The following is a 16012-nucleotide window of genomic DNA, read 5'->3' as shown; positions in this document are numbered from 1 at the left end:
GAGGCGCGATTGATGTCTGAATCAAAAGCAATCAACACAATTGAAGTTTTCTCCAGAGTTCTCCATGAAGATTATGAACCCGCGGCTGCACGCGAAACCGAAATTGTTTCAGACCTTGAGCAGGAACTTCACGAAATCGGAATAAAAGATGCAAAAGTTTCCAGTTCTCAAATATATACATTATATGGCCCCGAACTTGACAGCGACCAGCTAAAAAAGGCGTCAGGATTAGTGCATCACGAAGTAACGCAAAAGGCTTTGATAAACGAACCCGTTGATCCGCAGGAAATTTGGGATTTTGTACTGAGAGTTGACTTCAAACCAGGCGTTACTGACAATGCTTCGCGCGTCCTGAAAAAAGACCTTGATTTTCACCGCCTCAAAGGTATCGATGTTTTCACATCAAATGTTTTCTATATAAGCGGAGAATATGACGAATCAGATAAATTAATAAATGACCAGCTTATGCGCGTCGCATCAAACCCCCTGATTCACGAAATCACAATAGAGAAAAGAAAAACGTTTGAAGAAAAGGGCGGGTTTGAGAAAAAAATACATCCCGTAATTCTTCCGCCGCGGCCAAATATGCATATGATCGATTTGGCAGATATGCCGTATGAAGAGCTTTGCAGAACCGGTAAAGAAGGCACGCTAGATATTGATTTAGCGCGAAATCCAAAAAAAGAGCGCGGAGGAACTCTGGCGCTTGCAAAAGACTACATGCTTGCGATAAAAGAGTATTCCCTGAGCGAAAGAAATACGCGCGGACAGAACAAGAAAGGCTCCCTGACAAATGTCGAGCTTGAAGTTCTCGCGCAGATGTGGAGCGAGCATTGCAGGCATTCGCTTTACAATTCAAAATTCAAGACAAATACAGAGGAAAATGAAAATGGTATTTTCGATGAATTCATCAAGAAACCCACAAAAAAAGTTCTGAAAAATAAGCCTCATTTAGGCGTTTCCATTTTCAAGGACAATGCCGGAGTGTTCAAATTCAATGAGAAATGGAACCTTGCAGTTAAAAAGGAGACTCATAACACTCCGTCAGCGCTTGACCCTTATGGCGGCGCCATTACGGGAATTGTCGGTGTCAATAGGGATCCGATGGGAACCGGCCTTGGCGCAGAATTGATTGGAAATTCTTTATACTATTACCTGGGGCATAAAGATGACATAAGGCGCTACTTCAAGGATCAGAAGCTTACGCAATTGCTCCTGAATCCAAAACAGATATTCAACGGTGTTGTTAAAGGCGTCGAGCACGGCGGAAACCAGATGGGAATTCCGATAAATCTCGGGATGCTTGTAGAGCATGAGCGATACAACGGAAAGCCCATAGTCGGCGTCGGAAGCATAGGCAGAATCCCGCCGACAATCAACGGCAAGCCCTCGGAAGAAAAACATATCGATGCAGACGACAGGTTATATATTGTCGGAGGGCGCGCGGGAATCGACGGCATACACGGCGCCACATTTTCATCAGAAGTTCTGAACGCGAATTCACCGGTAACTGCGGTACAGATAGGCGACGCATACACGCAGAAAAAAATGTTTGACGCGCTTATTGAACTCCGCGACAGGGGATTCATAAAATACATAACCGATTTGGGTGCCGGCGGTGTTTGCTGCGCATCACTTGAAATGGCTGAAGAAATCGGCGGAGAGCTTGGAGGCCTTGACATAAACCTTGACAAGCTCCTGCAAAAATATCCGGGCATGACAGCAGCAGAGCTCTTGATGAATGAATCGCAGGAGCGAATGGCAATCTCTGTTGATAAAAATAACAAAGAAGAAATCGAAGCAATACTCAAAAAACACGAAGTCGAATTCTCTGATATAGGCGCATTCAATAATTCCGGAAGAGCGGAAATTTATGCCAACAATGAAAAGGTTGTTGACCTTGATATGGGTTTCATACATCACGGATTTCCGAAAAGAGAATTGCGCCCTGCAGACTATAAATTAACTGCTGAAAAAGAACTGAACCTGAAAAATGAACTGAATGATTTTTTGGAAGTGATTGTTAGCGGCTGTGAAAATGAAGAAGCGCGCGCAAAAAAGGAATTTTACGAAATGTTAAATCGCCCGAATCTCGGCTCTGTCGCGCCTTTCATGGATAGAATGGACAGCACTGTAAAAGGATTAAGCGTCCAGCATTGCATACAGGGCAAGGGCAGGATTTCAACCAGATCGGCATGCATAATGCCTGACATAACCTCATCAGAAGGTTTGATTCAATCATACGGCCATACTGAAAGGCAGTCGTACATTGATTCTGAGAAGATGGGGATGAATGCTTTCTTGCGGTCCATCGGTAATAGTATTGCTATGGGCGGAAATCTGGATTGGATGGTTGCAACAGACCAGGCGCTCTGGCAAAGCTCTGATGATCCCAAGTACCAGAAAATGCTTATTGAAGCAAACCGCGGAATGGCAAAAGTCATCGAAGGCTGCGCAGTTCCTGTAATTTCAGGAAAAGACTCAATGTACAACCAGGTAGCGATGTTTGACGAAAATGGAAACCCTGTAAAACGCGGCGTTTTTCCGACGATTCTCATGACAACGTTTGCGAAGATTGATGATGTAAACAACATAACAACAATCGATGCCAAAGAAGAAGGCGATTCTGTTTATGTTGTCGGCTCGAAAACAAAAGCGGACATGGGCGGCTCGGAATATTACAACTGGCTTTCAGAAAGAACCGGAAAAGAGTTCAGCATAGGGCGCGTCAGCAATGAAAGCGTTGAAACTGTGTTTGAAACTTTTGGAAAAATGAATCTGGCTTGCAATGAACGGCTTCTTAACTCGGCAACTTATGTTGAAGCAGGAGGTTTGATGACCGCTATCAAAAACACCGCAATGGCCGGCGAAAAAGGAATTGAGTTTGACGTCGATGCGCTTGACAAAGAAGAAGAAATGCAGCTTCACGAAATAATGTATGGCGAAACAGAAGGCAGATTCCTTGTGACTGTCAGCGAAGAAAAAAAGGAGCGCTTTGAAGAATTGTTCGCCGGAAAATACAGCAAGATTGGTACTGTCAAAGGCGCTGAAATCAAAATGAAATATGGAGGCAAAGAAATGCTGTCTGAAAAAGTAGGCTCAATGCTTGGCATTTATCATAATATGGCGGGCGCAGAAGGAGGTCTTGTTTATGGATAAATCTCGTTTTATTATTCCCCGCGGTTTGGGATTTAATTCGGAAAGTGAGTTGTTTAATGCATTGAAACTGGCCGGGGCAGATGTAAGATATTGTTTGTATGAAGAGTTAACGGAAAACCCGGACATTCTGGATGAAGAATGCGACGGTCTGGGTCTTCCGGGCGGCTTCACAATGGGGGATAATCTGGGCGCCGGGCAATCGATAAAAAACAGAACAGTCGCTTCGGGGCTCTACAAAAAACTAAAGAAAAAACTGAATGACAAAAGATTCCCGATATATAGTGTATGCAATTCTTTCCAGATACTGGCGAAATCAGACCTGTTCCCGATGAAGGTCGGAACAAAGCAGAACAACTCGGGAAAACATGAAACAGGTTACTGGGATTTGAAAGTCAATCCAAACAATGATAGTTTTTGGCTGGAAGGGCTCAAAGATTGTGAAGAGCCATTATATGCGCCAATATCGCATGGAGAAGGAAAGGTTTACGTACCTATTGAGGACTTGCTTTTTGCGCGTGAAAATAATATAATCGCGCTTGAATACGTGGACGGCTATATCTGCGAGTTTTTCAGGTCGTCAAGAGGGCATAGATTCAATCCCAATGGCTCTACAGCAAATATTGCGGGCTTTGCATGGAGTGGAAATCTGTTCTTGTTTCCGCATCTTGAGAGACTGACTTATGATTACCAGCGGCCTGATAAATACAAAGTCCTGAAAGAAAAAGGCACTTTAAGCGGATTATACCAACCCAGCCATCGTGTTTTCAAGGCCGGTGTTGAGCATATGAACTAATGGTGATTTTATGGCAAATTTAAAAACAATATACGAACCCACAGGCGAACGCGTGGAACCCGATGTTTGGGGAAGCGGCGGATTCAGCAGCGGAATCGGATTTGATAAAGACAAAGGTCGCGGAATTCAAAAACCTGGAAGGTTTTTCAGCCAAAAAGATTGTGAAGGAATCGAATATGCAAAAGAACACGGCTACGAAGCAAAAGTGATTAAGCCTATTGGATATAATCTCAAAAATCCGAAAGAAAGAGAAGCGTATTTCGACGTCGTGTTTGATTGGGCACTTCAGGAGCCTCCGAAAGTTATCGCGCTTTCAGGATTTAATCTGATAATACCGCCAACAGTATTTGACAGGCTTGACAAGGAGAATATCCTGATGCTGAATGTTCATCCTGGGAATCTTGCATTGCAGAGGCTTAAAAACGGAAGTATATTAAACGCAGGAAATGAAGATACCGCAAAAATACATTATATGACGGAAGCTGGCGAAGCATGGCGCGCATATGTCGGCAACGACGCAGTGTATGATGCAATGGTCGGAGGAGAAACAGAATTAATGGCAACAATACATAAAGTTACTCCGGGAACAGATGCAGGTCCCATCTTTACGCGAAAACCGCGCGCAAGAAAGGTCGATGCGCCATTTGTCAAAAGATGCATAAATTATGGCGATTTTGAAGCACTCGAACAATACAAAGACACATTTCAAGGCCATATGAAAACAGAATGCGATGTTCCGGCATACCTTAATACATTCAATATTCTTTACCACAACAAAATAGAAATCGACCCTGCAACAGAAACGCTATTCTTCAACGGCAAAAAACAGCCCTATGGCGGCATTTTGATGGACGCAGAATTAAAAAAAATCGGCGGGATTTAACATCCCGCCGAAATTTAATTATTTCTTCTCGTCGTCGAAGTAAGGTTACTCAATGCAATATTTGGCACAATGCCTTACTTCTTCTCATCCTCAACCTTGTATTCCGCATCAATAGCATCTTCTTTTCCGCCTTTGCCTTTTTTCTTATGTTTGCGATGTTCTGATGCGCCTTCCTCAGTTGATTCTGATGCAGAATCTGCGCCACCGTCAAAACCAGGTGCCGGACCTGCGCCAGCTCCTGCTTGTGCACCGGGCTGCTGATAAATTGATGCGCCGATTTCCTGGATTGCTTTGCTGAGATTCTCGCTTTCCTGCTTTATCTTCTCAGTGTCTTTTCCAGAAACTGCGTCCTTCAAAGCCTTGAGCGCAGGCTCAATTTTCTCTTTCTGCTCGGGCGTAATTTTGTCCTTCAAATCAGCAAGAGTTTTCTCTGTTGTATAAACAAGGCTGTCTGCAGTGTTTCTTGCCTCGACTTCCTCTTTTTTCTTTTTGTCCTCATCAGAGAATTTCTCTGCCTCTTTTACCATTTTGTCAATCTGGTCTTTTGACAGTTTAGTGGTCGCGGATATTGTTATCTTCTGCTCCTTTCCTGTTCCGTGGTCTTTTGCAGTGACGTTAAGTATTCCGTTTGCGTCGATGTCAAAAGTCACTTCGATCTGCGGAACTCCGCGCGGTGCAGGCGGTATTCCAACAAGGTTAAACATGCCGAGGCTTGTGTTATCATTTGCCATCGGCCTTTCGCCCTGTATCACATGAATTGTCACCGCGGTCTGGCTGTCTGCGGCTGTAGAAAACATCTGGCTCTTTTTTGTCGGAATTGTACTGTTTCGTGTGATTAGCGGTGTTGCAACGCTTCCAAGTGTTTCGATTCCAAGAGTCAGCGGAGTCACATCAAGCAAAAGAAGATCCTTTACATCTCCTGCAAGAACGCCTCCCTGAATTGACGCGCCCGTTGCTACGCATTCCATCGGGTCAACGCCTTTTGCGACTTTGTCTGCGCCAATGAAATCCTCGACAAATTTCTGGATAACCGGCATTCTAGTAGGACCACCGACAAGAATTATTTTTTTGATGTCGTCCTTTTTCATCTTTGCGTCTTTCATTGCCTGCTCCATCGGATGTACGCATCGCTGAACAATGGGTGCGATTAAGGATTCTAATTTTGCGCGCGTCATATTCAAGCTCAAGTGCTTTGGCCCCGATCCTGCCTGATCAACGGTTATGTACGGAAGATTAATATCGGTTGAAAGAACATTTGACAGTTCTATCTTTGCCTTTTCTGCAGCTTCGCGAACGCGCTGTGTTGCCATCGTGTCTTTTTTCAGATCAATGCCTTCCTGCTTTTTGAATTCTTCAACAATCCAATCGATTATTGCGGCATCCATATCTGTTCCGCCGAGCTGTGTGTCCCCGGATGTTGATTTTACTTCAAAGATTCCTTCGCCGAATTCAAGAATTGTAACATCAAGCGTCCCGCCTCCAAGGTCGAACACCATGACTTTGTGCTCGCCGGATTTATCCAGGCCGTAGGCAAGTGATGCTGCTGTCGGCTCATTGATTATTCGCACAACTTCCAGGCCCGCGATTGAGCCTGCGTCTTTTGTTGCCTGCCTCTGGTTGTCGTTAAAGTATGCAGGAACTGTAATCACTACTTTTTTCACAGGCTCTCCGATATACGCCTCGGCGTCCTTTTTTATCTTCTGGAGAATGAATGCGGAGATTTGCTGGGGAGTGTAAGTCTTTCCGTGAATTGTGTATTTGAAATCAGTTCCCATCTTTCGTTTTGCCGCCATGACAGTTCCTTCAGGGTTTGTCACAGCTTGTCTGCGCGCCGGCTCTCCGACCAAAAGCGTGCCGTCTTTTGTGAACGCCACAACTGACGGAAACATCTTTCCTGCCACAGTCGCGCCTTCTGCGCTCGGTATTACTGTCGGCTTTCCTCCAATCATAACAGCCGCTTGGCTATTTGAAGTTCCTAAATCTATGCCAATAATTTTTTCACTTGCCATAATATATCACATCAACATAAAATTAAATTATCAATTTAGATATTTTATCGGGCAAATTATCAATGCCCGCAAATTCCTTGACAACAATTGATTTTATTTTCGCTTTAATTTCCGGCTTAAGATTGGGATGCGTCATTTCGGATATTCCCCCGATGCTTTCGCAATCATCTTCTATTATTAGGTCGGGCATAATTCTTTCTGCAACAGCATTATATTCTTCGCCGTTTTTGCAGAAGAATATTTTGCCTTCCGGAAATTTATATTTCTTCAAAACTATTTTATCTTTTTCAACATCTTCAGCATTTCTATGCGAACTTAGATATAATATCTCTGCGCCCTGTTTTTTCCACATTTGCAATTTTTGCGGCGCATTTCCAACGGGAATATACGAAGCATAATCTTTTACAGAGGATTCTTCGTCAACAACCTGTTTGATTATTTCCTCGCGCAAGTGTCCCACCGCATTTTTGTGCATGATTGTCGTGCCGTGCAGGAAAACCAATATTTTCATAAAATCACGCGCTTTTTCAAATATTTTATCATCCCTATTCGCAACCTATCTTGTCATGCTTTACGCATTCAACAGCGTCTTCAATCCTTCTGTATTTTTCGGAATTTCTTTTTTGAAAAGAAACTCAACAACGTTAGTGCAATCAAGCAACGCTTTTTCCGCTGTTTTTATGCCCGTTTCAGCATCATCGGCGCTGAATTGCATGCTGGGCACTTTTATTTTTCCTGCGCGAAATTCTTCATATCTTGTGTCCATCCATCGCTCTTCAACCCAAATTAAATTATGCAAATCTTTGAACTTTTCTTTTAATTCACCTGTTAGCAGAGGCATTATTTCCGATTGAAAATATTGCACAACCGTGTGCGACTTTATTTCTCCGACATTTGTTTTTGAAAGGCATGCTTTAAGCGCTTTTTCTGCGCATTGCTGGCTATGATAAAGCGACCTGCTGTCTATTCCGCTTTTTGATAATGCTTTTGCGGATTCAAAATCCACATGCGCTTCAAGCAGCCGAGCCGGCGCCCTTTTCAGCTTTATGTTTTCTAAGTCTTCCATAAACCCAAACACCTTTTCCGAGTTCCTGTTTTCTTGAGAGATTATTTTGCTTTATAGCGTCTTTTAACAGCGGTTTGTATTTTAAAAAATATTGCGCGCCATATACCGGCGTTCCGTCGCTCATTATCTCAAAATCAATCGCGCTATTGGCTGCTATTTGCTGCGGTATTTCCTTTTCCTCGCGAAATATAATATCTGCGTGCCTGCCAAATGCTTCGCGCAATCGCATTTTCAAGCCAAATTCCTTTTTGTCATCGTACCGTTTTTTCATGATGACGCAAAAATCCATGTCGCTCCATTTTCCGCTTGTTCCGCGCGCCGCAGAGCCGAACAGCACTACTGACGCGAGATTTTCGCCCAGCTCCTGCTTGCATAGTTCTGCAAACTTTTGCGCGTCTTGCAGCGCATTATCGTTTTTTATCAACGTTTTCATAAAAATCATCTATTGCCCGCATAAATTTTTTGTCACAGATTACCGAAAAGTTTTTCATTTTGAAGCCGCGCAAATCATTATTCTTTTTCAGCTTCAAAAGCTTGAAACCTTCGCAATTTTTAGAAGGTTTCATGATATTGCAGATTTCGCGCGGCATGACATCAACTCAAAGATTAACCGATTATTTTTTCGGATGGCATACTATTCACCATAACATTAATTATTTCTTTTCAATAAAATCTCCTTCAAGTTCTTTATTATCATAATAAATCCAATACTTAACTTCTACAATGTCCCAAGGATAGTAATTATTGCGTTCTCTCAAATTATCCAAAGTTGAATCTGTAAGCTGTTTCTTCTTATTCTCTTTTTCTATAGAAACTAAAACGATGTTATGTTTTTTATTTTTCACAATATCCTCCTTTATCTTGTTCCAATTATGCTTATATAATTCACCAGTCGCCTTATTTTTACAGAAGTTTAACATTATCATTAATCCAAATCTTGCACCATCAAAATTCTTTTTATCGTCCAGATACATACCTAGCGATTCTAATTTATCCCTATATTTTGAGACATTTGTTTCTACTTCAACGGGAATGAATGGTTTATCTCCTTTACACAGCAATATGTCCGCATTTTTTCGTTTATTATCCGTCTTTGACTTTGACGATGGTGCCCCATCCAAAATAGAATTACCATCAGAACTATTAATCCATTCAGTTGATATAAATCCGATTATTGAACTATGGGAATTACCGTACATTTTCCGTAAAGTATTCCACTTGAACGTTTTGAACGTGTTTAATAGTGTTTCTATATCTTTGATGTCCATAATTTCGCCTTTTTAATCACTTTAGTTTATTCTACATTCGCTGATTATTCTTTCTCTTTATTCCTCGCAACCTTCACCTTGCTGTGCCGAATTACGCGGTCGAAAAGCATGTATCCTTTCTGCAGTTCTTCAAGCACTATGCCTTCTTCTTTATCCGATTCTTCTGAAAGGAACGCTTCGTGCATATGCGCGTCGAACTTTTTGCCGAGCGCGTCAATCGGTTTTACGCCGTGCTCTTCAAGGACTTTTACAAAGCGCTTGTGCACCATCTGGAGCGCGCATTTGTCTTTTTCGTCTTTTGCCGCTGCAATTGCGCGCTCAAAATCATCAACAATATTGAGCAGCGCGGCAATCAGTTCGTGGTTTGCAAACTTCATGAAATCTTTGCGGTCGGCAGCCTCGCGCTTTCTGAAGTTGTCAAATTCGGCCTGCAAATATTTTAGCCGATTGAGATTTTCGCCGGCAAGCTTTGTTTTTTCTGCAAGCTCGCACTTAAGCAGGTCAACTTCATTCATTTGAGGCTTTTCCTGTTTCACGCTTTTTGCAGCCTCTGATTTACTTTCAATCGCCGAAGGCGTTGAAACAGCTTGAAAATCCGCAGGATTTTCATGATCTTCCTTTTTTGGCGCTTCATCCTTTGCTTTTTTTTCGTCAGCCATTCTCATCGCCAATTATTGATTGGTTCCTAAACTATAAAAAACATGAATAAATTAAACACTGCATCACATAGCGGCTTTTAAATCGCGCGAAAGCAAAAGCGGCGGGCTTGTACAGCACATTCCGCGCAATACCGCATTCATCTCTTCCTCGAGCTTTTTCATTTCTGTTTGCACATCTTTGCTTGTTTCCAGCATTAACTCACCAATAATTAATGGATTTTTCACTGTATTTAACATTTCAAGGTTCTTGCCGCGTACATTCGACACAGAACGATATGTCCATAAGACAAAGCAACATCATAAAATAACTTTCGTCCGTGTCGAACAATTATAACTTCTGTCGATAACTTATCGACATAGTCTATAAGTTGTAAATCTTTATATACCTTTCGGTGCAAGTATGTTCATATGGTCACAAAATTCATAATAATAAAAGAAATAAAACAGCCGCGAGAAGAAAATGTGGAGAATGAAATCGAGTGGCTCTGCGAATCTTTCGGCTTTGCCAACAAGCGCGACAAGAACAAGACCGCGATGCGCATATTCGAAATAATGCTTCAGGCAGCGCACAAAGATATGGCTCTGTCAAGCGATGACATTGCAGAGAAAGCAAAAATCGCGCGCAGCACTGCAATTCACCATATGGACAGATATCAACAGTCCGGCATTATCGTAAAAACCGATCAAGGATATGAACTGCGCATGCGCAATGTCGAGGACACAATCGAAGAAATGGAGTTGGACATGCTGAGGATGATTGCGCGCATGCGGCGCATTGCGAAAGAAATTGATGAAGGGATGGGATTATAATAGCTTGTTGCTACTAATCCGCTCGCCCTATAATTTTCTACAGACATAGAAAAAGTTACCCTCGGATTCACTATCCTTTAAAGCACCACTGTCGTATCCGATAATAAACTTATCTTCTATCTTAAAATGATTTTTTGACAATTTCTTAAACTCCGAATCATTCATTGTATGGAAATAGCCATCCAATAATTCCCCGTTTACCGAAGATTTAAATAACACATCTCCATAGGATAGTTTAGGATTTAACATCGAATACATTAACTCTCGGGCAATTTGTAGCATGGATTTCTTGAATGAAAGACCTTCACCCATATGGCTTCTGTTCGTTACATCGATAAACAATAAACCATCACTCTTCAATCGATCATAAAAGCCTTTTATTGCAGATCTTCGGTCTTCTTTTGAAGTAAGATATGAAAAAACTGAGAATAGACACAATGCAGCGTCAAATTCTACATTTTCAAATGGCGGCGAATTCAATGAAGCACAAACAACGGACTCATACTCCTTTTGTGCCGCTAGTTTTACCATTTCCTCGCTTAAATCATAACCCAGAAAACGAGCGCCATCCAACCGTTCTTTTATTCTCATACCTCTAGTACCTGTGCCACAACCGCAATCAATAACAAACGGCTCAGAAATTTCATCCATTAGCTTTTTTACAATAATGTCTTCTTGTGCAAGAAGATAGCGATTTCTTTTATGTGAATATTCATCATAGTTAATTGCAAGTCCATTAAAATGTTGAGTCACAATATCAGATAAAGTCATTATTTCACCAATTAATTGCGTATTTGTTTGTCGTTGGGATACCTACAAATTATTGTGATGCGTATTCTTTAAATAGTTACCATTGTGATGTAATGAATATAATATCAAAAACACTAGGCAAGCTTGCAACTTCGTAACTCATCAAACTTTGCTTAAACGTATCAAATCATAAGATTCTAAGCGTACCGCAACGCTTTAAAAAATTCCAGATTTAAGAAGGTCCATGAACCCCTCCGACATCAAAGCATACTACTCGCGCCCTGAAATCGCAAAGCGCATTTTCGAGATGTGTAAGGGCCGCGAAATCGTTCCGGTTTTTCTTGGAGGTTTTTACGGCTCACGCCCGAATTCGGTGCAGTTTCCGGGAGACATCACGCATTTTGTCAAAAACAGCGCGATTGCTTTTCACTGCTCTGTCGAGCACTGGAAGAATCCGCAGATGCTTTCTAATGATTTGAAACGCGCAGACCTTGATAAATTACGCACCGGCTGGGACCTTGTGCTTGACATCGATTCTGATGCAGGGATTGATGCTGCGCGAATCACTGCAAAGCTTTTGATTGATGAGATGCGCCATAGCGGCGTGAAAAACATCTCGATAAAATTCTCGGGAAGGCGCGGGTTTCATCTCGGCATTGCATCCGGCGGATTTCCAAAAGAAGTGAATATGAATCCCATCTCAAAAATGTTTCCGGATCTTCCGCAAAAAATCGCATTCTATCTCTCTGAAAAAATAAGGCAGGAGCTTGCGAAAAAGCTGACTGCTCTTGATTCAGCACTTGAAGAACGCATGAAAGAAGAGAATGGCGCGCTTAATCCGTACAACGTCCTTGATGTTGAACAGAACTGGTCTGTGCGCCACCTTTTCAGAATGCCTTATTCGTTCAACGACAAGACCTGGAATGTCAGCCTGCCGTTTGATGCAGCGCGCATAATGGAATTCTCACCCCTTGAAGCAAAGCCGGAAAATGTGCAAGGAGACGCCGTATTTCTTGGAAAATTCGAGGAAAATGAGTGTGAAACGCTTGTTAAAAATGCGCTTGATTTCGCTATTGAAATGAAACCGAAAGCAGCCACTCTGAAATTCAAGCGCGACGAGAAAAAAGAGGGTTTGATGCGCGCGATTTATGAAGACGGCATTATTGTTTCGGATTCAAGACCAGGCGCATCGCAAGCAGAGCTTGAGGAAATGATGCGCTCCGGAGCGTCAAGGGAAATCAAGCCATTTTCCGCAAAAGGCATCAAAGTGCCGGAAGAGAATTTCCCGCCATGCGTGAAAAAAATCCTTGGCGGTCTTCTTGACGGAAGAAAACGCTCTGTATTTATGCTGATAAATTTTCTGAAAGTTTCAGGATATTCGTGGGATGAAATTGAGCAGAAGCTTGCGGAATGGAATGAGAAAAATCCGGAGCAGCTTTCCGAAGCATACTGGCGCGGCCAGCTGGAATACGCAAAAACGCATGAAACTCCGGAGCAGGTTAAGCTTCCGCCAAACTGCGACAACGCGGGATATTACAAGGATATCAAAGTGTGCATACCCGACGGAATTTGCCACAACATCAAGAACCCCGTTAGTTATGGAATCCGAAAGAGTATGCTTGACAAGTATCTGAAAAAGACAAAAAAGGAAAAAGATGAAAAAAACAAAGATAAAAAAAAGAAAACAACAAATAGTACGACCGCGCCGCTCAATCAATAAACCTGAATTCAAAGGGTTTAAATCCATCAAAATCATAAGGGCATGTTGGAACCGGCGGATTTTCCGGATTAGTTGTGTAATGAGCCGATTTGAACGGCCATTCTCCGTAAATAATGAAGTATCTGTTACTCGCATTTATTGCATAGAATGGACCTGCACCAAACGCGCCGTCTCGCATATACGCCTTTTCTTTTCCTAAAATCACTTCATTTAAATATTCTTTGTTGACAAAATTATTGTAATCTTCTGCGGAGATACTGGAAATCGTGATTTTGCATTCGTCATTTTCCCAGTACGTAAATGTGCTGCAAGTAGTGCTGTTAAAATCAACGTCAAGGAAAGATAGTGAACATGGATTTGGCAATGTTTTAGAAAGCCACTGGTGTTTGGAAAGATACCATCCATCGGGAAATATTAATTCTATATTATACTCCAAATCGCGATAAAACTGCCCAGTATAATTTTTGGTATTTTTTGCTTTCAGTTCAGAAGCAATATTTCCGAGCATATTGAGAACTTCTTTGTTTTTGCTGTAAGTGGCTACTCCGTCATTGTATGAATCTGCACTAAGAATACAAGTGCCCAATTCGCATCTGAATTGAGGATTGGGATTTATAAAAATCAGATTGTTTATTTCATTGTTGCCGATTTTTTGGAGTGTGACTTCATTGCTTATTGAAATTCTTCCGTCAGCAGTCCTGCGATGTTGCGATTCGATTATTTCCCAATATTGCGGGTACTCAAATGTAAGGTGGCCCTCCTTATCAGAATATACTTTATTCCGAGTTGTATTTTGCTTCAATTCAGAAACAATAGTATTAAGTAAATCCAAAATATCCTTATTTTTACTATGTGTGGCGACTTCATCAGCGGTATTTTTACTGCCAACACACATTCCATTTTCGCACATAAATTGCCGCGGATTTATCAAAATCCAATTATTTGATTGGTTATCGCCGATTTTCTGCAAAATGATTGTAGGTCTTTTTGCTCGACTTCCTGCGGCAGTTGTATAAAAATAATCTTGTGTTATTTCCCAGGTTTTGGGGTATCTGAACGTAATGCCGACTTCATTGTTAGAATACGAGTTCCAATTATCCGATATATCCGCGGTTATTAATTCGCTTACGTTGTCTTTTTCAGCAGAAATAGTTATATCTGTATTGTATTTCAGGAAAAGTAATGCGCCGAGAATCACCAATATTACAAGAACGTAATGCGCTCCGCCATTCATTAAAACTCCTCAAACTCCTAAATTCTTCAGATACCCGTGCTCATGCAGCCACGAAGCTTGCGCTTTTCGGTACTTGTAGATTATATCTCCTTTCTTGTCGCCCTCAAACTGCCACGGCTCAACTAAAACTATTTCGCCTTCTTTGACCCATAGATGCTGGCGGTATTTTCCCGGGACGCGGCAAATGCGCGCCTTTCTGTCAGAACAAATAATATTCATCTTGCCAAAACCAAGACGTGACTCGACAATTCCCAAAAGCTGGCCCGGGCGCGGAGTTCGAACGCGCATAGTCACGCCTGCTGCGTCTTCCTGACCCTCCATTGATTCAAATTGCCCTTCGGTCTCCTCTTTTCGTTTAATCATCAAATCACACCCTCGTCGCTTGACTCACCAATTTCGGGCCTGTTTCTTGGCTCAATACCCCGCAGCAAAATAGTTGTTCGGCGTATCTCTTTGCCCTGGCGCATTCCGTGAATCTTGTTAGTAATTGTGCAATCAACATTATAAATCTTCCTTATCTCAGATGAAACTTTCAAGCCAGCTGTTCTTGAACCTATGTATATGTCAATGCCTTCGCTGAGCCGCTCAATTTTTGAAATAAAAGCATTTGATTCCGATTTATCAAATTTGCTGAAAGCTTTTTCTATATGGGCTTGCATTTTTTCCTGATTTTTGCCGCGAAGCTGCATTATCCCTTCATAATATCCGCCACGAAGCCTTGAACAATCAGGACAAATTTCAGGGAGTATAACTAAAAGCATTTCCTTTGACTTAGTAATCTTCTTTGAATTGCTTTCATATTCTGCAGTTAAAGTTACTGGAACTTCTGTTTTTCCTTTGATTGTGAAGTCATCATAACGTATATCCAACTCAGCACCCCTTAATGCGCGTGAATGCCGCGTGACCATATTGCGCACAAGCTCGTTCTTGCTTCCGAAAGACTGCCAGAATTTGTTCAGGCGCGCCCTTCCGCAGTCATAGCAAATACAGAATTGGATGCGCTTTGCAGCCTGAATGAGCTCGACATTTTCAAGAAAGCATTTTCTGCAAAATCCTTCAAATAATTCATCAGTTATTGTGCCGCAAGAAGGGCAAAAACGCGTCAGTTGCTTTTGTTTCGCCGGCTTTGGCGCTTTTGCAGGCAATTTCTTCGGCTTTGCTGCAGCTTTTTGCTTTTTAATAGATATCTTTTTAACAGATGAAACTTTTTTGACCATCATTATTATTAGAGAGATTGCTTTATAACTTATCGAATACTGCAAGCTGCTGAAAAAACAACAGAATGTTTCTTTTACAATATGACCAAGTTTATGAGACTTATTGACTAAGAACCAACCGAATTACTTGAGCATTTCGCGCGCATGCAATGAATTTGCTTTAAAACGTAATATGCGAATGTGAATAAAAAGAAGAAGAAGAAACCCGGCGGAAATGAAAATCCCGCCGAGTAACTAGTTATTATTTTAATATTTGCCTCTCATTGTTCCGCTTATTACATGATCCACTCCATCGGTTACGGAATAGGTCAAATCCACGCCAGCTGTGAAGCACTCTCCGGAAGCACCAGCAGCCGAGCCAGTGATTGTTACTGTATTGTCTCCTCCAGCAGGCACAGTTATACCGGCAGCAAGAGTTCCGTTTGCTACTGTTGTCCATGTACT

At 41.9% G+C, this 16012-nt stretch carries 16 protein-coding genes; 5 read left to right on the top strand and 11 right to left on the bottom strand.

The genetic code is table 11. The features are described 5' to 3' along the window. Window positions 1–12: 12 nt before the first annotated feature. Genes KKB09_06875 through KKB09_06865 form a run of 3 tightly spaced genes read left to right on the top strand, consistent with a single transcriptional unit; the run spans window position 13 to window position 4835 of the window. On the top strand, window positions 13–3159 hold the full coding sequence (locus KKB09_06875) for a hypothetical protein (GenBank protein ID MBU4300912.1): 3147 nt from the start codon (window positions 13–15) through the stop codon (window positions 3157–3159). Further along, complete coding sequence (locus KKB09_06870) at window positions 3152–3952, top strand: phosphoribosylformylglycinamidine synthase subunit PurQ (protein MBU4300911.1); 801 nt, start codon at window positions 3152–3154, stop codon at window positions 3950–3952. Before KKB09_06875 ends, KKB09_06870 begins: the two co-directional genes overlap by 8 nt. Window positions 3953–3962: 10 nt before the next feature. Further along, window positions 3963–4835, top strand: coding sequence for a hypothetical protein (locus tag KKB09_06865; GenBank protein MBU4300910.1), 873 nt, complete (start codon window positions 3963–3965; stop codon window positions 4833–4835). A 74-nt stretch (window positions 4836–4909) separates the two neighbouring features. Here the strand turns inward: KKB09_06865 and dnaK are convergent, their stop codons facing one another. From dnaK to KKB09_06835, 6 genes are all read right to left on the bottom strand, one after another. After that, window positions 4910–6844, bottom strand: coding sequence for a molecular chaperone DnaK (gene dnaK / locus KKB09_06860; GenBank protein ID MBU4300909.1), 1935 nt, complete (start codon window positions 6842–6844; stop codon window positions 4910–4912). A 22-nt stretch (window positions 6845–6866) separates the two neighbouring features. Further along, a complete protein-coding gene (locus KKB09_06855; protein MBU4300908.1) occupies window positions 6867–7355 on the bottom strand; it encodes a hypothetical protein in 489 nt (162 codons plus the stop codon). A 60-nt stretch (window positions 7356–7415) separates the two neighbouring features. Further along, window positions 7416–7910, bottom strand: a complete 495-nt coding sequence (locus KKB09_06850; GenBank protein ID MBU4300907.1) for a HEPN domain-containing protein — start codon at window positions 7908–7910, stop codon at window positions 7416–7418. After that, window positions 7858–8343: a nucleotidyltransferase domain-containing protein gene (locus KKB09_06845; GenBank protein MBU4300906.1), complete on the bottom strand. Its 486-nt coding sequence runs from the start codon at window positions 8341–8343 to the stop codon at window positions 7858–7860. Before KKB09_06845 ends, KKB09_06850 begins: the two co-directional genes overlap by 53 nt. A gap of 220 nt (window positions 8344–8563) precedes the next feature. Continuing rightward, on the bottom strand, window positions 8564–9178 hold the full coding sequence (locus tag KKB09_06840) for a hypothetical protein (GenBank protein MBU4300905.1): 615 nt from the start codon (window positions 9176–9178) through the stop codon (window positions 8564–8566). Between the two features lie 44 nt (window positions 9179–9222). Next, a complete protein-coding gene (locus KKB09_06835) occupies window positions 9223–9837 on the bottom strand; it encodes a nucleotide exchange factor GrpE (protein ID MBU4300904.1) in 615 nt (204 codons plus the stop codon). Between the two features lie 408 nt (window positions 9838–10245). On the opposite strand from KKB09_06835, the gene KKB09_06830 reads away from it, so the two are divergent. Beyond that, the gene (locus KKB09_06830; protein MBU4300903.1) at window positions 10246–10647 is read left to right on the top strand and encodes a hypothetical protein; all 402 of its coding nucleotides are present in this window, start codon (window positions 10246–10248) and stop codon (window positions 10645–10647) included. 27 nt (window positions 10648–10674) lie between these two features. On the opposite strand, the gene KKB09_06825 is transcribed toward KKB09_06830, so the two are convergent. Continuing rightward, entirely contained in the window at window positions 10675–11418 is a 744-nt protein-coding gene (locus KKB09_06825; protein ID MBU4300902.1) for a class I SAM-dependent methyltransferase, read from the bottom strand. 223 nt (window positions 11419–11641) lie between these two features. Between KKB09_06825 and KKB09_06820 the strand changes: the two genes are divergently transcribed. Next, window positions 11642–13117, top strand: a complete 1476-nt coding sequence (locus KKB09_06820; GenBank protein MBU4300901.1) for a hypothetical protein — start codon at window positions 11642–11644, stop codon at window positions 13115–13117. Here KKB09_06820 and KKB09_06815 read toward each other — a convergent pair. From KKB09_06815 to KKB09_06800, 4 genes are all read right to left on the bottom strand, one after another. Next, on the bottom strand, window positions 13107–14351 hold the full coding sequence (locus tag KKB09_06815) for a hypothetical protein (GenBank protein MBU4300900.1): 1245 nt from the start codon (window positions 14349–14351) through the stop codon (window positions 13107–13109). The two genes, KKB09_06820 and KKB09_06815, sit on opposite strands and share 11 nt — an antisense overlap. Before the next feature lie 9 nt (window positions 14352–14360). Beyond that, a complete protein-coding gene (locus KKB09_06810) occupies window positions 14361–14714 on the bottom strand; it encodes a translation initiation factor eIF-1A (GenBank protein ID MBU4300899.1) in 354 nt (117 codons plus the stop codon). Then, window positions 14714–15568 carry a 60S ribosomal export protein NMD3 gene (locus KKB09_06805; protein MBU4300898.1) on the bottom strand — a complete coding sequence of 285 codons (855 nt, stop codon included), beginning with the start codon at window positions 15566–15568 and terminating at the stop codon, window positions 14714–14716. Before KKB09_06805 ends, KKB09_06810 begins: the two co-directional genes overlap by 1 nt. 246 nt (window positions 15569–15814) lie before the next feature. Further along, the coding region (locus KKB09_06800; protein ID MBU4300897.1) for a hypothetical protein at window positions 15815–16012 on the bottom strand (198 nt) is incomplete at its 5' end.

It is taken from the genome of Nanoarchaeota archaeon (assembly GCA_018897155.1).
GTDB lineage: Archaea > EX4484-52 > EX4484-52 > EX4484-52 > LFW-46 > LFW-46.
This window is presented reverse-complemented; position numbering and strand designations above follow the sequence as displayed.